The 21,323-nt window shown below is 63.6% G+C and carries 13 protein-coding genes and 1 tRNA gene; 10 read left to right on the forward strand and 4 right to left on the reverse strand.

Going from position 1 to position 21,323, the window contains the following annotated elements; translation table 11 throughout:
* Positions 1–30 precede the first annotated feature (30 nt).
* On the reverse strand, positions 31–2,256 hold the full coding sequence (locus tag AC5P5M_RS06705) for a polysaccharide biosynthesis tyrosine autokinase (RefSeq protein WP_495205721.1): 2,226 nt from the start codon (positions 2,254–2,256) through the stop codon (positions 31–33).
* A gap of 538 nt (positions 2,257–2,794) precedes the next feature.
* On the opposite strand from AC5P5M_RS06705, the gene AC5P5M_RS06710 reads away from it, so the two are divergent.
* From AC5P5M_RS06710 to AC5P5M_RS06745, 8 genes are all read left to right on the forward strand, one after another.
* Complete coding sequence (locus AC5P5M_RS06710) at positions 2,795–3,784, forward strand: glycosyltransferase family 2 protein (protein ID WP_253119176.1); 990 nt, start codon at positions 2,795–2,797, stop codon at positions 3,782–3,784.
* A gap of 20 nt (positions 3,785–3,804) precedes the next feature.
* On the forward strand, positions 3,805–4,902 hold the full coding sequence (locus AC5P5M_RS06715; protein ID WP_476340143.1) for a polysaccharide pyruvyl transferase family protein: 1,098 nt from the start codon (positions 3,805–3,807) through the stop codon (positions 4,900–4,902).
* Positions 4,899–6,125: an O-antigen ligase family protein gene (locus AC5P5M_RS06720; RefSeq protein ID WP_346480637.1), complete on the forward strand. Its 1,227-nt coding sequence runs from the start codon at positions 4,899–4,901 to the stop codon at positions 6,123–6,125. Before AC5P5M_RS06715 ends, AC5P5M_RS06720 begins: the two co-directional genes overlap by 4 nt.
* 8 nt (positions 6,126–6,133) lie before the next feature.
* Positions 6,134–6,904, forward strand: coding sequence for a WecB/TagA/CpsF family glycosyltransferase (locus tag AC5P5M_RS06725; RefSeq protein ID WP_495205681.1), 771 nt, complete (start codon positions 6,134–6,136; stop codon positions 6,902–6,904).
* Positions 6,905–6,933: 29 nt separating this feature from the next.
* Entirely contained in the window at positions 6,934–8,289 is a 1,356-nt protein-coding gene (locus AC5P5M_RS06730; RefSeq protein ID WP_476340140.1) for a TolB family protein, read from the forward strand.
* Positions 8,282–9,595, forward strand: a complete 1,314-nt coding sequence (locus AC5P5M_RS06735) for an MATE family efflux transporter (protein ID WP_346480634.1) — start codon at positions 8,282–8,284, stop codon at positions 9,593–9,595. The genes AC5P5M_RS06730 and AC5P5M_RS06735 overlap by 8 nt, the downstream gene beginning before the upstream one ends.
* On the forward strand, positions 9,592–10,677 hold the full coding sequence (locus AC5P5M_RS06740) for an alginate lyase family protein (protein WP_414487828.1): 1,086 nt from the start codon (positions 9,592–9,594) through the stop codon (positions 10,675–10,677). Before AC5P5M_RS06735 ends, AC5P5M_RS06740 begins: the two co-directional genes overlap by 4 nt.
* 85 nt (positions 10,678–10,762) lie before the next feature.
* Positions 10,763–10,839 (forward strand) — tRNA-Arg (locus AC5P5M_RS06745).
* Between the two features lie 187 nt (positions 10,840–11,026).
* Here AC5P5M_RS06745 and AC5P5M_RS06750 read toward each other — a convergent pair.
* From AC5P5M_RS06750 to AC5P5M_RS06760, 3 genes are all read right to left on the reverse strand, one after another.
* On the reverse strand, positions 11,027–12,382 hold the full coding sequence (locus AC5P5M_RS06750) for a Gfo/Idh/MocA family protein (protein ID WP_111187265.1): 1,356 nt from the start codon (positions 12,380–12,382) through the stop codon (positions 11,027–11,029).
* A 65-nt stretch (positions 12,383–12,447) separates the two neighbouring features.
* The gene (locus AC5P5M_RS06755) at positions 12,448–15,423 is read right to left on the reverse strand and encodes a TonB-dependent receptor domain-containing protein (RefSeq protein ID WP_495205682.1); all 2,976 of its coding nucleotides are present in this window, start codon (positions 15,421–15,423) and stop codon (positions 12,448–12,450) included.
* 119 nt (positions 15,424–15,542) lie between these two features.
* Positions 15,543–18,896, reverse strand: a complete 3,354-nt coding sequence (locus AC5P5M_RS06760) for a TIM-barrel domain-containing protein (RefSeq protein ID WP_495205683.1) — start codon at positions 18,894–18,896, stop codon at positions 15,543–15,545.
* Between the two features lie 322 nt (positions 18,897–19,218).
* Between AC5P5M_RS06760 and AC5P5M_RS06765 the strand changes: the two genes are divergently transcribed.
* Both AC5P5M_RS06765 and AC5P5M_RS06770 read left to right on the forward strand, forming a co-directional pair.
* Complete coding sequence (locus AC5P5M_RS06765; protein ID WP_065174327.1) at positions 19,219–20,385, forward strand: SIS domain-containing protein; 1,167 nt, start codon at positions 19,219–19,221, stop codon at positions 20,383–20,385.
* The gene (locus tag AC5P5M_RS06770) at positions 20,378–21,316 is read left to right on the forward strand and encodes an ROK family protein (protein ID WP_180877105.1); all 939 of its coding nucleotides are present in this window, start codon (positions 20,378–20,380) and stop codon (positions 21,314–21,316) included. The genes AC5P5M_RS06765 and AC5P5M_RS06770 overlap by 8 nt, the downstream gene beginning before the upstream one ends.
* Positions 21,317–21,323 lie beyond the last annotated feature (7 nt).

The following is a 21,323-nucleotide window of genomic DNA, read 5'->3' on the forward strand; positions in this document are numbered from 1 at the left end:
GCCTTCTTGCTTCAACCCGAATGGAAAGGATCAGGCCTTCCCATCCGACTTGTATTCGTAATAGCCGTAACTGTAGTACCCGGTCGCGCGCTTCTCCACTGCGTTGAAGATCGCGCCCTTGATCTGCACGCCGTTCTGTTCAAAGCGCTGCAGGGTCAGCTCGATCTCCTTCGCCTGGTTGACGCCGAACCGGGTCACCAGCAGGCTCGAACCGGCATGGGTGGCTACCAGCGCCGGATCGGTTACGGCGAGGATCGGCGGCGTATCGACGATCACCAGATCGTACCTGCCCGCCAGATCGTTCAGCATCTGCGCGAATCGCGGATGCATAAGCAGTTCAGCCGGATTCGGCGGGATATCACCGCGCACCATGTAGTGCATGGAATCCACGCCCGGAACTGGCTGAATTGCCTCGTCCACTGCCAGCTTGCCACCCAGGATGTCCGACAGACCCTTCTGATGGGAAACGCCGAGAATCTTGTGGAGCGTACCCTTTCGCATGTCGGCGTCGATCACGAGCACGCGTTGCCCGGCCTGAGCGATGACCGCTGCCAGATTGGCTGACACAAAGGTCTTGCCTACGCCAGGACGAGGACCAGAGATGGCAAGAATGTTGTTCTTCGCCTCCAGCATTGCAAAGTGCAGGCTGGTACGCAGGCTGCGCAGGGCTTCGACCGTGGGGTCGGCCGGTGCGGTCACCGCAAGCAGGTGCTGACGGCCATCCGCGATCATGCGGGTGCCATGCTTGCCCTTGCGAAGCTTCGGCAGCGTACTGGATACGCTCAGCGGAATGGCTGCGTACACCGGCAGGCCGAGCGCTTCGATGTCGGAGGGATCCTCGATTCCCGGGTTCAGCATGCGCTGAAGAAACACGAACGCCGTCGCCAGGAAGGCGCCAAGAAGCGTGGCGATCGCAACGATGAGCGCCTTGCGCGGCTTCACGGGATTAGCGATGTCCACCGCGGCCGGATCCACGATCCGGACATTACCGACGGCCCCCGCACGGGCAACGTCCAGCTGCTGCGCTTGGTTCAGCAGCGCCGTGTAAAGCTCGTTGCTGACCTGCAGATCACGCGTAAGCCGCAGCAGCTCCTGCTGCGTATCCGGCAACTGCCCGACCTGGCGCTGGAAGCCGGACTTGCGACCCTCGAGTTCTCCAAGCTGCTTCAACAGCGCGCGATATGCAGGATGCTCGCGCGTGAAGCTGCGGTCCATCTCGGCCTGCTTCAGACGAAGCTGCTGGATGCTGGCCTCCACCGCCACTTCCTGCTCCAGCAGGCCCTTGGTCTGCATGGTGATGTCGACCGCATTGGAGCGCGACTGATACTCGCTCATCGCGGACTGCGCCTGCTCCACCTGGCGGCGGATCGTCGGCAGCTGATCTTTCACGAATTGAAGCTGGGAGGCCGCTTCCGCCGAACTACGATCCACGTTCTGACGTACATAGGCGTCGGCGATCTGCTGAACCAGATTCTCAGCGACACGAGGATCTTCGGACTCGTAGACCAGCTGGAGAATGCCGGAATCCTTGCCCTGCTCAGTGGCCCTGACATCCTCCTGCAATGCGGCGACGACATCGAATCTACGCTGCTTGGTGATCTCAAAGCGCATGCCAGGGTTGGCATGCAGCGCAGCTACTTCCAGCTCAACGCCCTTGCCGGAAGCGGGCTTGCCCACAGCTCCCTTCAGCAGTTCCTCGCCGTCCTCGTCGTACAGTACGTAACTGCCAGTCGACTCCCCAGCCTCCAGAAGCAGCGTGGTGTCCAGAAGAGCAGCGGGAACCTGCAGGCGATGAACGTCCAGGCTTCCCCCCCCCCATCCGTAGCGGGACATGCCCAGCCAAGGAGAGGCGACCTGCCCATCCGACTCCGGGGTGAAGCGCCTGGAGATGAAGCCACCGATCAACGGGAATCGAACCGGCTTGACCTGGATGTCCAGCTGCAGCTGATCGACAGCGGAACCAATCACGGTCCGGGAGGTGAGCAGCGCAACTTCGGTGGTCGCCGCAGTGCTGCCGCCACCGCCGAGGGAAGCCAGATCGGACAGTCCGGGAATGGTCGGCATCTTTGACTCGACCTGCACCAGCGCCTGTGCCTGATACACCGGCGCCATAAGCATTGCGCACGCGACGCCTATGGCCAGGAACAGCGCTGTAGGCCCCAGAATCCACCATTTGCGGTCGATGAGCAGACCCACGATCTCCCGAAGATCGATCTCGTCATCCTTGACCACTCGTGACTCTGATTGCTTTCTCATCGCTTCCATCGTGAAATTCGAAGAACAGGCTGTGGGCGTCAAGACACCGGGCACTATCGCCCGGCCATCGCGCAAACCAGTGCAGCTTTTGCCGCACAAACTGAATTGGCGAAGTTGACAAACAGCGGATTAGCATACCAGAAACGGTCATCAAACTGCCGCATGGTGCCTCGACAGGGACGAAAGCTGCTCCTGTTCAGCTGCAAGCGCTCCGCAGGCCTTGGATCAGATCACGAACTCCGGGTAGCATGCTGGGTTGCCCTGGTAAGGGGCACCGGAGGGGCATCGCCCTCGACACTTGCAAGGATGCAGACATGAACCATTCCGCGACTCCGCTGAAGTCTGGCAGTGGGCTGGTTCCAGCCGAGAACAAGCCTCGCCCGCCAGCCCTGCCCAGGTTCAGGCCCCCTATGCGGGTCAAGTATGACGGAGCCGTTCAGTCACGGGGAGCCCGCCGCAGACCCAATCGACCACGGTCCTCTAAGATGCTGAAAGAGGCGATACCCGTGACCTGCCTGGTAACAACTGAAATAAACCTATGAAGCCTGACACCCCTGCGCCGCTGTTCTCGGTCGTCATTCCGGTCAAGAACCGGTCGGAACTGCTGACACGTGCTCTGATATCGCTTCGCAATCAGACCTTCGACAACTTCGAGGTCATTGTCGTCGACGATCATTCCGATGAGGACATTGCCGCCGTGGCAGCGCGCTTCACCGATGTTCGCCTGCAGCTTGTCAGGCAGACCAGCGACAGGAAGGGAGCATGTGCAGCCCGGAACCTTGGAGGCTCTCTCGCTCAAGGCAGTTACATCGCATATCTGGACAGCGATGACATCTTCCTTCCCGACAAGCTGCAGACGATCGCAGATCAAATAGCGGTCAGCCAGCCCGGCGTCATCGCCTCACGGCTGCTGGTATATCGTGGCGATGACCGCATGCAGCTGCGACCGAGCCGCGCTCCCGGCGATGACGAAGAGATCAGCGAGTTTTACTTCGTTCACGATGAGCGCATCCAGTCCTCCAGCATCGTCGTGCGACGCGATGTGGCGCTGGCGACGAAGTGGAATGATGCACTGCGCAAGGTGCAGGATCCGGATTTCTTCATTCGCGCGCGTCGCGCGTCCGGCACATTGCTGTTCATCGACCGCCCGCTCGCCGTGCTCTTCGATGACCAGGCAGATGCCCGGATCTCCAGTTCGAGCGCCGAAGAGAACATCCGAGCCTGGCTTGGCTCTCCAATGTGCCCGCTGACTCCCAGGGCCCGCTCAGGCTTCGTGCTCTATGCGCTGTCCCACGAAGTTGCCAAGCGGAGCAAGATACGTGCTCTTTCCATCATTCTCCGCAACTGCGGCGCGGTCCATCCGAAAACCGTACTCAAGAGTATCTACAGGACCGTAGCCCCGGAGTGGCTGTTCAAGAAAACTGCCCTGGCCGTCGCCGCGCGCGGCGATGGTGCTCGCCACGCACACAACTATGCGTACATCCATGCCCTGACTGAGCAGGCGACATCCCCGGCGGAGCAGCGATGATGCCCAGAACCTTGGGATTCATGAGCGTCAAGACGCAGTTCGACAACCTCGGAGACGCCTTGATCAACAAGGAACTGGCTGCGCTGGTCGCTGCACGGGTGCCCTTGACGATCGACCTCACACGTTCACCGAAGAGCTTCCACGCAACCATGGGCGTCGAGCAGCTTTCCAATACACGGCTGATCACTTCTGGTCGCGGCAGGATGCTGCTGGACATGGCGAAGCAGGCGATCGCAGGAAATCGGTGCTACTTTTTCCTCAACCCCGGCGGCCTTGGCGGCGGCGTTGGCGACAACACGAGGGCGTTCGTATCCTCTCTGGTCTACAACTGCATACTGTTGGCCCTGCGCTGTCTTGGCGTGCGCGTATGTCTGGTTGGCGTCTCGTTCGAGCCGATGACGTGGCGTGAGCGGCTGGTGACACGCATGAGGCGCAGGATCTGCCATGCGTTCGTGGTTCGGGATGAGGTCAGCGCACGCTACCTTGAGCGAATCGGAATTCCAGCTGACGACGTTGTTCCCGACCTCTCATTCAATCTTTACCAGCAGCCAGCGACGGAGGCGACCTCGAAGCAGATCGCCAGCGCCTTCAGCTTTCGCACTGATCGCGGCCTTTCCACTGCACGGCTTGCGGAGTGGGCAGAACGCATCATCGCCGAAGGCGCCTCGGACAGTCACCATGCGGTGATCTCACAGGTCGGGCGTGACTCGCGCGGCATGCGGGAGCTCCATTCCCGGCTGTGCAAGCGCTTCGGCGAAGAGCGTATTTCGCTGATCGAAACCGATTCCAGCCTGGAGACAGCCTGTCACTGGTATTCCATGACGGAGCGTGTCTATTCCAATCGCTTGCACGTCCTGCTTCTCGCCGCGAATGCCGGAGCCCGCCCGGTCGCGGTACTACCCGGCGGGAACCACGGCAAGGTGAGCGCGCTGTTTGCCGACCTTGGCCTTTCAACCAATGTGGTCGACATGCAGGGGGGCACGATCGACTCCGCGCATGATCTTTCCTGGGCACAGGGCCTTGCGGAACGCGAACGACTTGATTCCTACTTTGATCGTCTTCTTCTGGAACGGGAGAGCCAGCCGACGGCTTCCCACGGAACCGCACTGCACGCATGAATAGCGCTCAGCATCAATTCCGGGCGACCGCAGACATACGGGTCCCCAACATCTCGGTGTTCTTTTTCGTCCTGGGCGCGTTGTGTCTTGACCTGAACCTTCCGCGTTTCGAGGGCATCAAAACCGGCAACCTGGCGATGATTGTTCTGATGGGGCTGTCGATCTTCGCTACGGCACTGGCCAACGGCTGGCGCATCCCCAGCCCGTCCATCAGATCATCCAACCGGCTGCTCCTTGTCTATCTCGTACTGGTTGCCGTAAGTGCTGCATGGTCGCCCTCGGCTACCGATACGATCTTCCAGCTCACGCTGCTTTCGATCATCTTCCTCACGACTAGCATCATCGCTGCGGCGCCAGTTGAACTCGTTGTCCGTCACGTGGTTATGCTCGGTTCGATCACAGCCGTTCTATCGCTGCTGATAATCCCCGTCGATCGTAGCCTCGCCTTCCAGCCATTCACGTCAGGCGAGCGGCCAGAGCTCCGCGGAGTTTTCGAGCACCAACTCCGCCTGGGCCTGTTCATGGGGTGTGCGCTGGGACTGGCCGTACTGGCCTGGCTGAACGGCGATATGCGCAAGGTTCTCCCGCAGCGCTGGTTGCTGTTCCTCGCAGCACCACTGATGCTCGGCGTCTTCTACCTCGCGTACGCCCGCCTGTATTCCGTATTCGTCGTTGCGTCACTGCTGCTGACTGTGTCCTTCTCCATGCGCAAGCCGATGCGCTGGCTGGTGACCGCAACGGCGCTGGGCGCCATCGCGCTGGCACTCACGTTCCAGGCGAACATCGAATCCACACTGGCTGATGCCGGCGTTGACACCAGCCTGACCGGACGCACGACGATCTGGATGAAGAGCATCAACGAAGCGCTCCTATCCCCGTGGAAGGGTTACGGCTTCGGCTCGTTCGACAACGCAGCCTTTGACTACATGTGGCCTGGCTTCTATCGACCGCCGCACCCCCACAACAGCTTTCTGCAGGCGTTCTTTGAAACCGGATACATCGGCATGGCACTCGTGATCCTCCTGGCGCTGAGCCATCTGGTTGTCTCGGGTCGCCGGGATCCGGTACGTCCCTACTCCTACACCTTCTTCATGGTCGTCACCATGGTCCTGGGCAGTCTTACCGGCGCCAACTACGCGTCCAAGCCGGTCACGCTGTATTGCCTTGTCACGCTGATGATCTCGATGGCCATCAGTTCGCGCGAGAGATCAGTTCTGAAGTGAATACCCAAATGAAGCCGCGGCGCGTGTTCAACATCCCGATAGATCTCATGACCCTGGAGCAGGCGGCTTCGACGATCGCGTCCGAATGCCTGTCAACAGATGAAATGAAGTACGTCGTAACCCCGAACATCGACCATGTCGTGATCCTGCGGACCGACCACGAGTTTGGCGACGCCTACGAAGGAGCAGCCCACGTGCTCGCTGACGGTTGGCCGGTGGTGATGGCCAGCCGTCTACTCCGTCACCCTGTTCCCGAGCGGGTCGCCGGCAGCGATCTGGTTCCTGCAGTCCTGGCCCACGCACATAGCGCGGCACTGCCGCTTTCCGTTTTCATCTTGGGCGGTATGAACGATGTGCCGCAGCGGGCAGCCGAGCATATCCGCCACAACTACCCGACCTTGAGCGTGGTGGGTGCGTACAGCCCTCCGTTTGGATTCGAGAAGGATGCTGCGCAATCTGATCGGATCGTCGCCATGATCAATGAGTCCGGCGCCAACTTCGTCGTGCTTGGCCTTGGTTCACCAAAGCAGGAGAAGTGGATCCATCGGCATGCCAGCCTGCTGCGCCCGGGCATGGCGATCTGCGCCGGCGCTACGGTCGACTTCATGGCGGGCAATGTGAAACGGGCGCCAGCATGGATGTCGAAGTCGGGCCTGGAATGGCTGTACCGGCTGGCATCGGATCCGCGCCGGCTTTTCCGGCGCTACGCCAAGGATGCGGTCATCTTCCCACTCTCATTCATGCAGGAAGCCTGGCGCTTCTATCTTCGTGGCAATTGATAGGCGCGGACCGGCCTGGACCTCATTCGATGAACACTCAGATCTTCATTAACAACCTGAAGTACCTCAAGCGAAGGCTGAAGGAAGCGCCGGAGTTGGCGCGACAGGCTCTCGCGCACGCCCGCGGCCCGATGCGTGACTGGAGCAAGGCCCCCCTTAGAGTCGACAGCCCATCCAGGCCCTACCGACCGCAGGAGAGTGCGGTACCGGTGTCGACGGTTAGTCCTGACTCCGGTCATTACATGACCACCTTCTTTGACGTTGACCCGTTCTCTCCGAGCGGCCGCTTCCTTGCCGTGACACAGGTTCCGTTCATCGAGCGCATCCCCATTCCGGGCGACAAGGCACGTGTGTGCGTGATTGACCTGGTCGAAGGCGGGTGCGAGGTCGTGCACGAGACCTTGGGCTGGGGGGCGCAGCTCGGCGCGAACGTGCAGTGGGGCAGCAGCGATGACATCCTGTACTGCAACGACGTCGTCGAAGGACGAGCCACGGGCGTGCGCATCGAACGCGCCCAACGGAAGGTCGTCCCTCTGGATGGACCCGTCTATGGTCTCTCCCCAGACCGACGGTACTCCTATGCTCCCGACATCGAATATGTGAACGCGATCATCCCGGGCTATGGCGTAGCCGATCCGCTGACCGGAAAGAAGCGGCAGACAACGCCCCTGAGTTCGACGGAAGGCATCTGGCGGACCGACCTTGCGACCGGGGAACGGAAGCTTCTGGTGAGCTTGAGGGACATCGTTGAATGCCTGCCGGATCAATCAGAGCTGGCAGGCAGCACGTACTATGTGTTTAACGTCAAGGTCAATCCCACCAACACGAAACTCTTTGCCGTGCTCTTCTGCACCGGCGTACGCCTCCGCGGCGGAACGCCGGTTCAGCTGGTGACCATGAATCTGGATGGCTCCAACATCAAGCTCGCCATGCCGGATGCGCTATGGCGGGTCGGGGGCCATCACCCCAACTGGACTCCGGACGGCGAGCACATCCTGATGAACCTTCGCCCGAAAGGTAAGCCGATGGCGTTCGTGCGCTTCAAGGCCGATGGCACCTGCCTGGAAACCGTCGCTCCGGGCCACAAGGGCAGCGGGCACCCAAGCCTGGACCCTTCCGGGCGGTTCCTGGTGACCGACTCTTATGTGTCGGAGGGATTCAGAAACTCCCAGAACGATATACCGCTGCGCCTCATTGACCTTGAAACAAACAAGGAACAGGCGCTCTGCTGGATTCATACCAAGAACCTCAACGGTCCTCGGCGTATAGATCCGCATCCGGTGTGGTCCAGCGATGGCACCCGCATTGCCTTCAACGGGATCGTGGACGGATTCCGACAGGTCCTGATTGCCGACACCCGACAGATTACCCGCGCTCATGGCTAAGCGAGCGCTCGATACACTTGCGACGATCGTCACGCGTTTTGGAGCGAAATCGGTCAATCTTCTGGTTTTTCTGATCGTCGCCAGGCAGCTCTCCCTGGCGGAGATGGCTGCCTACGGATTCATTTTCTCGACGACGCTCATATACTCGACCATTCTCGACCTGGGCACCCGCAATTCTCTTGCCGTGTTCATCGGCAAGGAACCTGCGCTCACGCACGACTATACCCGCAGCGGATTCTTCCTGTGGCTGGTCCTTTCAGTGCTGGGTGTGCCGGCGGCGTATCTGACCCTGCGCGCGTCCGATCTGGGGATGGACCCGGCCCAACTTGCCGCTCCGTTCTCGATCCTTCTGGCGGCCATGCTCTATTTGCGCATGATGCAGGGAACCCCCCTCGGAACCGGCGACATCAAGTTGTTCAACCGGTCGGAGCTGGCATCCAGAATAGCGTTGCTGATCGGCACTGTCCTGCTCCTCGTCATCCCCGGTGCATTCACGCTCCTTGGCGCAGTATGGGCCCTGGCAATATCCCAGGTTGCCGCTGCACTCTATCTCTTCGCAAAGCAGCTGCCAGCAATCCGCGTTCCATCCGGCAAGAGCACTGCGACCGCGCTGGCTTGGAAACTGGTCAGCCGGGGCTTCCTGTTCATGCTCTCAGTGCTGCTGATGAACGCGGCCAAGCGGGTCTCGTTCCTGGTTGTCAGCCACACCTCCGCAAGTGATGATGCAGGTACGTTCTTCGCCCTGCAGCGGTTGACCGAGATCATCACCGAAGTGGGCATGGCCATTGCGGTAGTGGCATTCTCATACAGCGTCCGCTCATCCAGCACCAAGGAGGCCGTCGACAGCAGCGCAGCCATGCTTCGCACCTCCATGCTGCTGTTCACCGTAGTATCCGTGGCCATGATCGCCACGGCGGATGTGTCGGTCCCGCTGCTGCTGGGTTCACAGTTCTCCGCAGATGGCTGGCTGTTCGTGCTCCTGGTCGCTGCAACGCTCAGTGGTGCACCCTGGACGATCCTGTTCCCCAGTCTCTCGGTGGTTCTGTCCCCGTTCCGTGTTTTCCTGCTGATGCTTCCGGGAGTTATGCTCAACATCGTTACCGCCAAGCCGCTGACGGAGGCCTATGGCCTGAACGGTGCGGCGATTTCCATGTTGATCTCGAACGTTGTACTAACGCTCTCCTTCCTTCTCGTATACCGGGTCGCTTTCTCCGTTCCCATTCACCGCTTCCTGATCATCAACCGTGATGACCTGGCCGGAATGCGCGCTCTGATGGAGAAACTCAGAATGAGGTTACGTCGATGATGATTTCCGCCAACATTCCTGCCCTTGCCAATGCACGCAGGTCGAACACCCTCTGGACCCGGCTCTGTTCAATGCTGTTTGCGCTGCTGCTGCTCGCCAGCGTGGGCGAGGGACATGCCGCAGGATCCGCGTGTCCGAAGATGCCCCAGATGTCCCCGGAGATGGGAATCATCTCGCGCTACTACGGCCCGTCGGTTGACGCGACGTTCTCCACGATGAACCCCAAAGCGGTGGCGGAGCAGAAGCCGGTCCGTACGCGAATCGGCGGGCCCGTGGTGGCGCTGAACCGATTGGCGGCCCAGTATGCGGAGGCTGAGTCTGCGGGTCGTGCCCAGGTCGGAGAGTGCATCACAAACCTGGTCCATGAAATGGCTCGCACAGACTATCTGGGAGAACCGCGCAGCCGGGAAGACAGATACTTCCGTGACTGGCTGATGGTCGCCGTGCTGGCCAACCTGCTGGGCCTTGATGAAGCACAGCTGGAGGGTGTCCTCGATTCACCGACCAGGGCGTGGATCAAACAAGCGGCGGATGCATCAAACGCATTCTTTCAATCCCAGCCAGTCGATAACCACTATTACTGGAGCGGTCTCTCCCTCGTACTTTCAGCGGCCGTGCTGAAGGATCGATCCATTGAAGAAGCCGGCCAGCGCGTGCTCTCACGTGGGCTTGCGCAGGTGACCCAGCAGGGCCTGCTCCCTGCCGAGGTTGCCCGGGGCAAGCGCGCAACCCATTACCATCTCTTTGCGGCCATCCCGCTCGCAGCCATGCAGCAGGTCGCGGGGAACAGTGAACAGGTCGCGCCGCTCTCGCGCCTGACCCGTACGCTCCTTGTCGATCTCCGCGATGGCACTGGCGGGCCCATAGCGAAGGTCGCAGGCCCGCAGCTTCCGAGCGAATCGCTGCCTGGCCTTCCTCTGTTGGCGAACTACCTGTCGAACGACCCGGAACTGAGGAACGCCTATCAGGCAATCATCGCGAAGCAGTCCGACCACTTCTTCTTCCTGGGCGGAAGCGTGAAGCGCTTCGAGTCGGCGCTTGAGAAGAGCAGGCAGCGTTTGCGGGCAAGGGAAGCCGGGTAGTGCCGCCCTCGCAGCCCTGACGGGTCGGCCCCTGCTTTGCTGGACTTCCGAAAACGCAAAAGTAGGCATACACTATGCGGCCAACGCGCCCGTAGCTCAGCCGGATAGAGTAGTGGCTTCCGAAGCCATTGGTCGGGGGTTCGAATCCCTCCGGGCGCGCCATCCTTCCCTGCTCAGGCCATCGATTGTTGGCCCACCGGCACAGCCCCAGAATCAGCAGGCCGCTGATCTTCCACGCTAAGAACTGGAAGCCGGCAGCCGCCGAGGGCAGGCCCAGCGCCACAGGGGCGAGCACACCCGTCCACACAGCAACGCCGGGCATGGCCCGGCGCTACCGTGGGTGTACGGATCAGTACGTGCCGTCGAAGGCGAAGATCGGCTTGCGCTGCTTCCACGCGCCAGCGGTGAAGTCAGGGAACTCCAGCGTCTGGAAGCCATTGGCAATGGACTGCTCGGACAGCGGGGTGATCGCGCTCCAGGTCACCGCATCGTAGATGTCGATCGGCATCGGCGCCTTGGCCTTCAGTGCCTCGACGAACGCATGGATGACGAACCAGTCCATGCCGCCGTGACCGGCGCTGGCCGCGGTGTCGGCATGCTGCTTCCACAACGGGTGCTCGTACTGATCCTGGTAGGTCTTGAACTCTTCCCACTGGTGCGGCGGGCTGCGGCCTTCAATGTGGATGGAGTGGTTGACGTCCATCCACAGACCCTTGGTGCCCTGCACGCGGAAGCCCATCGAGTACGGTCGAGGCAGCGAGGTGTCGTGCTGCAGCAGGATGGTCTCACCGTTCTCGCAGGCAAGCGTGGTGGTCACGATGTCACCCAGCTTGAACTTCACTTGGGTGCTGGGGTGGGTGGTGCCACCGCTCTTGGCCACGGTGTACTCGTGCAGGCCGCGTGCCTTGGTCGCGAAAGCGTTGATATGGGTGAAGCGGTTGCCGCGGTTGATGCCGGTGTACATCGCGCACGGGCCGATGCTGTGGCTGGGGTAGAGCTCGCCGTTGCGCTCCACCGAATGCTCGGTGCGCCAACGTGCCTCGCTCCAGCCCTTGGGACCGAACTCCACGCCGCTGTCGTAAGGCTGGCTGGGATCACCGGAGTTGAACTTCACCCCGCGCAGGTCGTGCTGGTAGCCGGCCTGCAGATGCACCAGCTCGCCGAACAGGCCCTGTCGCACCATCTGCAGGGCGGCCATCACATCGCGGCGGTAGCAGACGTTCTCCAGCAGCATGTACGGCGTGCCGGTCGTGAGCTGGGTCTTCAGCACATCCCAGTGGTCCTGCAGGGTGATGCCGGCCACCACCTCGCAGCCTACGGCCACGCCCGCCTGCATGGCGGCGATCGCCATCGGCGCGTGGTATTCCCACGGCGTAGCGATGATCACGCCATCGATGCCCTTCTGTTCCAGAAGGCGCTTCCAGGCGTTGCTGTCGCGATCCTGGCCATAGGTTTTCGGCGCAGGCTTGCCGGCCTTGGTCACCATGTCCACGGCACGACCCAGCATGATCGGCTCGATGTCGCACAGTGCAATGACCTCGACATCGTCGCGGCGCACCAGCTCCTTCAACAGCACCTGGCCGCGCATGCCGGTACCGATCATGGCCAGGCGGAGCGTGCGACCGCGCGCCCAGGCCGGGGTCTGTGGCAACAGGCTGCTGGCGGCGACGGCGGCACTGGCCGCGATGAACTCCCTGCGTTTCATGGCAAACATCTCTCCTCTTGGAAGCGCGCCGGCCGCAACCGGCGCGCTGGATCACTCGAACCTGCTTACTTGAATCGATAACCGATGGTCACACTGTAACCACGGCCGAAGATCGTCGCGTAGTCACTGGAGTCACCCAGGAAGCTGTTCGGATCGTAGAACGGCAGCCGATCGAACAGGTTCTTGACGGTGAAGCTCAGGTTCCAGGCGTCATCGGGGCGCCAGGTGACGCTCAGGTTGGCGGTCCACCAGGACGGCGCGCCGTCGCACTTGCTGGCCTGCAGCGCCAAGTAGCCGGCGGTGCAGGTCTCCTTGTTGTTATCCACTTCATCCACGCGGTCACGGGCCCACTTGGTACCGCCCACATAGTTGACGAACATGCTGGTGGTCACCTGCTTGTAGGTCCAGTCGGCGTTGAGCGTGGCGCGCAGGCGCGGGTTGTTGTAGTAGCCCACCACGTCGCCGTAGTACCAGCCGCTTTCCTCATCCATGTAGTAGCGGTTGCGATTGGCGATGGTGGCGGCCAGGCCCACGTTCAGCCCGCCCCACTCGCCCAGCGAGAAGCGGCTGCGTGCGTCCACGTCGAAGCCGTCGACCAGGGTCTTGCCGCGGTTCTTGTACTGGCCGACCACGCTGGCCACGTTGCCCACGCTGTAGCCGGGCAGGACCGAGGGGCAGCTCACACCGCTGGCCGGGTCGGCGCACATCGCCGCCAGCTGGGCCAGGTTTGCACGATCGGCATCAGTGATCGGCGAACGGGTGGAGGAGATGATGTCGGTATCACGGCTGAAATCCGGGGCGACGATCTCGTTGTTGCGGTAGATGAACCAGTAGTCGGCCGACACCGACAGCCAGCTGGCCGGCTCGTAGACGAAGCCCAGGGTGGCGATCTTGGCCTTCTCCGGCTTCAGGTCCTGGTTGGGCTGGGTCATGCGGGCCACGGTGCGGCTGCAATCGACGTTGGCCAGGCTCTTGCCCAGGTCCACGTCACCGGCGCGCTGCGACTGCCGCAACAGGTCGGCGATCGCGTTGGTCTCGGCGCAGCGCACCTCATCGCGGTAGCCACCGAGCTGGGCGAACACGCCACCGCTGCCGGACTCGGCCAGGCTCGGCGCACGGAAGCCGGTCGAATAGGTGCCGCGCAGCATCAGTTGATCGAATGCCTGGTACTTGAAGCCGATCTTCGGTGCGACGTTGGCGCTGAAGTTCGGGTATTTGTCCACGCGGACCGCGGCATCCAGTTCCAGCTTGTCGGTGATCGGCGCCACCGTTTCGGCGAACAGTGCATAGGTGTTGCGCGCACCGTCGAACCACGAGCCGCCCTGCTGGGTGATCAGGCCGGCGGCTGCGTCGGCATTGCCCGGCGTGTAGAAGGTTTCGCGGCTGGCATTGAAGCCGAACGCGGCGCGCATCTCACCGGCCGGCAGCTGGAACAGCGGGCCTTCGATCTTGCCGTCCAGGGTGTGCAGGCGCGTCCAGGACTGGATGTCGAAGGTCGGGAACGCCTCGCGGATCAGCGCTGCGTTGGCTTCGCTGATCTCACCGAACTTGTATGCCGGATGGTCGGAAATGATCACCCGCCCGGTACCCGGATCCACCGAGTACGGGCCGAAGGCCTTCTCGAAGCCCTTCAGGTTGACGTTGATGGTCTGGTAGGTGGTGGAGTGCGTGCCGGCGGTGGCGAAAGCAGTTTCCCAGTTCCAGTCACCCATGTTGCCACGTGCACCGGTCAGCACGCGGTAGCTCTTGTCGGTGTTGCGCTGGCCGAAGTAGTTGGCGCCGGCATCCTGCAGCAGGTACTGCAGGCCGACTACGCCGCCCATCATCGCCTTCAGTTCAGGGCTGGCGTGGTTGTACTCGTTGTTCGGCCCCAGGTAGGGATACAGGAACTGGTTGACCGTAGTGCCGGTATCGCGGGAGAACCAGCTGGTCGGATTACCGGTGGTGGTGCCATAGCTGCGGGGTGTACCGCCATTGGCACGCAGATCGATGTCGGTGTAGGTCGCCTCGGCGAAGATTTCGGTCGAGTCGCCCACCAGGAAGGTGCCATTGAGGTAGGCGGTGTTGCGCTCGGACTTGGCGCCGGCGTCGATCTCGTTGTTCATCCAGGTCTCCCAGACACAACGCGGACCGGCGGCCTCGCCCTGCAGCACGTTGTTGCACCCGGGTGCGGCCTCCTGCACGCGGCGGCCGGTGACCGGATCGAATGCGAAGTAACTGCCCGGGTTGAACTCGCCCGGCTTGCTGCCCACGCCCAGGCGCAGGTTGGTCAGGTAATTGGGATTGTTGACGTAGTACTGCTCAGGACGCTTGTCGTAGAAATCACGCAGCGGGATCGCATCACGGCGGTACATGTTGACCGCACCGTAGATGTTGAAGCGGTTCTCGGCCAGGTCGCCGAAGCCGGCGGTGATGCTGGCCTGGCGCTCACCGTAGGAGTCGATGCGCGATGACGTATCGTTGGTGAAGTTGATCTCCGCGCCCTGGAAGTTGCGTTTGGTGATCACGTTGATCACACCGGCCACGGCGTCGGTGCCGTACACCGCCGAAGCACCATCGGTGAGCACTTCCATGCGTTCGATGGCGGCAGCCGGGATCGCATCGATATTGACGAACTGGGTCTGGAAGCCGGCGGGTGCGCCGTAGTACGACAGGCGACGACCGTTCAGCAGCACCAGCGTGCCCTGTGCGCCCAACCCACGCAGATTGGCCTGCGAAGCACCGTCGGAGCCGGTGAACAGCGAGCGCGAATCCTGCTGCGCCGGGCGGGCAGCCGGCAGGTTGTCGAGCACCTGCAGCAGCGTACGCGCACCCATGTTCTGGATGTCCTGCTTGCTGATGACCTGGACCGGCGAAGCGGTTTCCACATCGGTACGGCGGATGTTGGAGCCGGTGACCTCGATGCGGGCCAGGTCGGTGGCGTTGTCCTTGCTGTCCTGCGCAGCGGCAGGCAGGGCGACCGACAGCAGCACACCGGCAATGGCCAGCGTCAGCGGAGCGATCGTGCGACAGGGGGGGCGGCGGTAGCGTGCGGGCAACATCGGGGTTCTCTCCTGGCAGGGGTGCGGCGCGAATGTGGATCAGCGGGCAAAACGCTCCCGGGCCACGGCCAGCAGGCCGCAGTCGGTATGGGCGGGGGAGGAGCGGTGTTACGAAGGGGTCATGGGGCGACGATGCTGGCGGAGTCGCCCTCCTGGCCGATCAGCACGGCGTTGGCCCAGTTGGCACAGACCTGGGCGGGTTGACTGCCCTGCGCACCCAGCGTGCGCAGGCTCAGGGTGGTAAGGCCACGGATGTCCAGCTCCGGCTTGACCACGCCGGGCGCCTTCACCAGGCCGCTGTCGTAGAGCAGGCGGTTGTCGCCCCAGACCTGGAACTGCAGGCCGCCTGCGCTGCGGCAGGCATCATCGATGCCCAGATCCGCACGCAGCAGGCGCCAGCCGCCCTGCAGACGCAGGTCGATGCGGCTGTTCGCGCCCACTCCCAGGCCGCGGCGGAACTGCAGGCCGTTCATGCGCATGCCGGCCTCGCCACGGAACGCCTGGTCGGCGCGCATCTGGCTGGCCAGCGCGGCCGGCACCGGCAGCTCGGAGAGATAGCGCTGCCGGGCCGGTCGCTCCGGTTCCTGGTGCTCGAGGATGTGGAAGGTGGACAGCGCGATCGGGCCGACATCGCGTGGCTGCAACGCGTCGAACGCGCGGGCGCTGCCCTGTGCCGCAGTGACCATCGGGTCGGTGCTGCTGGCGCCGTCGCCTTCGGGGTTCTGCACGCTCAGCACCCGGAAACGCAGCAGGCGACCGGCGTGTGCGGGGAAGTCGATGCGCTGCATCCCTTCCTTCAACTGCAGCCGGCCCCGGGCGATCGGCTCGCCCCATTCGCCATTGCTGTCGCCCAGGTACACCTCGTAGTCGCGAACCTGGCCATGCTTCCAGTTCTTGTCGTTGCGTGGCGCCAGCTCGATGCCGTCGATCATCCGGCGCTCACCGAAGCCGACCACCCATTCGTGGGCGCCGGTGCGCACGGCCTGGTTGCGCACGCTGCGGAACCAGGTGGCCGGGTCATCGTCGAACGCGTTCTCCAGCGGATGGCCAGGCTCTTCCGCCGGGCGGTTGACCACCAGCAGGCTGTCGGCCGGCAGCTCGCGGCCGAGCACCGGCGCGGCCGGATAAGCATCGTCCGCAGCGGCGGCGGTCACGGCGAAGTCCAGCTGCATCTGCAGTGGCTGGCGGATATCCTGCGTGGCGGTACGCACATGGACGGTACCGCCACGCTCACGGGCATCGAAATACCAGCCTTCGTCGGCACCGTTGAAGGCTGCCGCGTCGGCCAGCGCGGGCAGCACACGAGCGCCGGCCTGCACTGCGCGCGGTGCCTGCCGGCTCAACACGCGCAGGCCGTAGCGACGCTGCGCCAGCTGGCCCTGGTAGGTGCCCTGCACGGCCGCGATCTGCACCTGGACCGGGCCACTGCCCTGTGCCGGCGCCTGCACGCGGATCTGCTGCGTGCTCGATTCGCCCTGCTGGTAGCGGCGGGTGTTGCCGTCGTCTTCGTACAGCGTGTACTGCGAATCGCCCTGCGGATAGAGATCGAAGGTGACCTCGTCCAGCGGCTTCTCGCCATCGAACAGCATCGACGGATACATCGGCAGGATGGCCCCGGCGCGCACGAACACCGGCAGCGTGGCAAGGTCGACCTGGCGGTCGAGCTGACGGCCCTCGGCGCCGGCCTGCACGCGGCGGCCATCCCAGTAGTCGATCCATCCACCGGCCGGCAGATGGATGTCGCGCCGCCAGCCGCGGCTGGCCGCCTGGCTGCGGTAGACCGGTGCGATCAGCAGATCGCGGCCCAGCAGGAACTGATACTTGTAGGTTTCGTCCTGCGCGTGCGGATCGCGGGGGTAATCCCACATCAAGCCACGCACCGGCGGCGCGCCGGTCTGCGCGGCGTCGTGCACCAGCCCGTACATGTACGGCGTCAGCCGCATCTTCAGTTTCAGATAATCGCGGTTGATGCTGCGGTAGGGTTCGTCGTACCACCACGGGTGCTTGCGCGCGTTCGACGACCAGCCACTCATGCCCATCAGTACCGGAGTGAAGGCCTTCCACTGCAGGTCGCGGGTGTAGGTCTCGGCGCTGCCGCCGAAGATCGCATCGACATCGCCACTGGCATAGGCCATGCCGGACAATCCCGAGCCGACCAGGGTCGGCACGTGCCAGCGGATGTAATCCCAACTGCTGCTCTGGTCACCGGTCCAGGCAACCGCGTAGCGCTGGATGCCGGCCCAGCCCATCACCGTCCACAGGAAGGGACGCGAATCGGAATTGTCGACGATGCCATTGAACGCCTGGCGGTTGGCGTCCATCGCGAACTGATAGCCTTTGCCGGTCCAGGCCACATCCAGCTTCTGTACACGGCTGCCGGCCTTGCCGACTTCCCAGGCGATCTTGTCGACACCGTTCTCCGTCCACAGGCCCGTGCGGAAGCCGTATCCGGCCAGACCCTTCACCGTCTCGGGCAACTGCTTGTAGCCGCAGCCATAGCCGTCGTTGGGCAGGATCCAGCCACCGGGCATGTCGTGTGCCCGGTACTGCTTGGCCACGCTGTCGACCACGTCAGGCGTGGTGCCGGTCGGGCCATCGCTCCAGCCCTCGGGCACGGTGCCCGGCTTCTTCGCGTTGTCGCCGTCGTTGTAGCAATCGGCATCGCCATAGGACAGCGCCCAGCGCGCGACCATGTTGGGGCGGCCGGTCAGCTGCGTGTAGCGCTCGATCAATGCCGGCAGATCGGCACCGACGAAGTAGTAGGCGTCGAAACGATCTTCGCGATGCAGCAGGGTGGACTGATCGGGCTGGCGCAGGTCGTAGCTGCCGTCGCTCCACGTATTGCGCAGCATGCCCCAGCCGCGGCTGCTCAGCAGCATCGGCGCCGGGCTCGGTCGATCACCCTCTTCCCAGCCGCCGGAGTAGGACACCTCAAGCTCGCGTCCCTTGAACTGGTAACGGCCGTTCTGCTGGCCGCCGCCGAAGAAACCTTCGTCGGGCTGCGACGAGAGTACCTGCACGCTCTGTGCGGCATCCAGGTCCAGCGGCTGCAGCTCCTGCCACAACGCAGTGGGCTGGCCATTGTCCAGACGCTCCAACCGCAGGCGCAGCGGCTGGCGCTGTACGTGCAGCACCAGTGCGCCGGTGCGCAGACGGATCTCCTGCGCATCTTCTTCCAGCTGTGCCTGCACGTCGGCACTGGGCTGGGGCAGCACGATCGGCGCGGCCTTGTCGCCGGCTCCGGTCAGTACCCCCTTGCGCCCCGCCTGCACACGGACAATGTCGGCAGCCGGCAGTTCGATGCGCACACGCGCGCCGGTGTCGGTCTGCAGGTCCCAGGCGGGCGGGCCCGCCTTGCTGGCGGTGACCGAGCGCAGGTTGCCGATGGGTTCGGCGTGGGCCGACATGGACGCCAGCAGCAGCACCGGCAACAGGGCCAGCATCAGCGGCGAGCGGCGAATGCAGATTTCCACGCGGACTCCCAACCCGTTCACCGGGCGTTTCGAAAGCGGTTGGGCCGACTCTAGGGCAGGGATTCGAAAGATGTCAACAAATGGAAAGCAAAAAGTAAGATAAGTTCGACTGAAACGAAAGGTGATGCGGCGCAGTACTTTGTGTAATCGCTTGCACTCCCCTGTTAAGCTTGGTGCGATACGGCATTCTTCGATTCCTTTCGTTTTGGACGATTGCGGTCTACCAGAAACGCCAAGCGCTCTTTATCTTTCTTTTTGCTTTCGGTATTTGACATTTCGAAAGAAAACACAGATCGTGCGATGGCCCAACTGGAACCTCCGAATGGACGTCACCCTGCTTTCCGATGTGTCCGCCTGGCAGCGCCGGGGCGGAGCCGATACCGCTACTGAAATCGCCCAGCAGCCAGCACTGTGGGACGCGCTTGCACAGGATCTGCTGCAGGCCCGCGAACGCCTGCAGGCCTTCCTGGGCGACCGCCTCGACAATCCCGATCAGCGCGTGTTGTTCACTGGCGCCGGTAGTTCCGGCTTCATCGCCGAGATGGTGGCCGATGCGATCAACGCGCAGTGGGCCGCTGACGTCCGTGTGGTGCATACCACCAGCCTGCTGACCCATCCGGCGCTGTATCTGCAACGCGACCGCCCCACCCTGCTGGTTTCGTTCGGCCGCAGTGGCTCCAGCCCGGAAAGCGTGGCAGCGGTGGACCGTGTGCGCAGCGACGTGGATGACGCACGCTTCCTCGACATCACCTGCAACGCTGATGGCGAACTGGCCCGGCGCGGTGCCGGCCGTGCCGATACCTGCACCCTGTTGATGCCGTCGGCCAGCTGCGACCGCGCCTTTGCGATGACCAGCAGCCTGACCTGCATGCTGCTGGCCGCGCTGACCGTGTTCGACCGCTCACCGTGGCAGACGCGGGTGGCGCGCCTGACGCAGCTCGCTGCGCTGGCCCGCGAAGGCCAGGCGCAGTGGGATGCACCGGTGGCCGCGCTGGCACAGCGCCCCTTCAACCGCGTCATCTACCTGGGCAGCGGTCCGCTGGAAGCGCTGGCGCGCGAGTGCGCGCTGAAGGTGCTGGAGCTGACCGCCGGCCGCGTGCTGGCGCTGGCCAACACGCCGCTCGGTTTCCGCCACGGCCCGAAATCCACGCTGGATGGCAGCACCCTGGTGATCGTGCTGCGCAGCGTGCAGCCGCTTGCACGCCGCTACGAGCAGGATCTGCTGGACGAGCTGCGCCGCGACGGCGTGGCCGGCCAGGTGCTGGCCATCGGCCCGCATTCGGACATCGGTGCCGACGATGACTACACCCTCGCCGTACCCGTCCTGGAGCCGGTTCTGGGTGATCCCTGGCTGGCGCCGGTGTGGCTGGCCTTCGGCCAGCTGTTCGCACTGCAGCGCTCGGCCGCGCTGGGGCTGACCCCGGACAATCCGTTCCCCGACGGCACGGTGAACCGCGTGGTCAAGGGTGTCACCATCCACCATGGCTGAGTTGATCGCCCATGCCTGCTACGGCATCGATATCGGCGGCACCAAGATCGAGCTGGTGGCGTGCGATGCGGCGATGCAGGTCACCTGGCGCCGCCGGGTGGCCACTCCGCAGGGTGACTACGATGGCTTTCTGCGGTCGGTGGTGGCGCTGGTCGCCGACGCCGACGCCGCACTGGGCCGCAACGATGCGGCCATCGGCATCGCGCTGCCCGGCGTGCGTGACCGCCGCACGGGCCGCCAGCTGAGTGCCAACGTGCCGGCGCTGACCGGCCACAGTGTGGCGGCCGACCTGCAGGCACGCCTGCAGCGTCCGCTCCATTTCGGCAACGACCTGCAGTGCTTCGCCTTGTCCGAAGCCCATGGCGGCGCAGCCGACGGCTACCCCAGCATGTTCGGCGCGATCCTCGGCACCGGCGCCGGTGGCGGCTTCTGCCTGCAGGGCCGTCTGCTGTCCGGCTTCAACGGCCTGGCCGGGGAGTGGGGCCACTGGAGCGTGCCGGGCCACCTGCTGCAGCGTCACGGCCTGCCGTTGATCGACTGCGCGTGCGGCCTGCAGGGCTGCGTTGAGCGCTATGTATCCGGCAGCGGCCTGGCGATGATCGAACGCCACCTGGGCGGCGCGGCCGTCGATGCCAGTGCGGTGATCGCACTGGCCGAAGGCGGCGATGCGCGTGCACGCAGCGCGCTGGACATCCACCGCGACCTGCTCGGCCACAGCCTCGCTGCGCTGGTGCTGGCCGTGGACCCGCATGTGATCGTGCTCGGCGGCGGCCTCTCGCAGTACACCCCGCTGTACCAGCAGCTGCCGGCGGCAATCGCTGCCCATCTGTTCAACGGCGTGCAGGTGCCGCCGATCGTGCCCCCGCGCTTCGGCGATGCCGGTGGCGCGCGCGGTGCCGCGCTGCTTGCCTGCCAACCCTCGTTTTCCTGATTGTCCG

Source organism: Stenotrophomonas sp. YJH_SMC_106-19, from assembly GCF_059368375.1.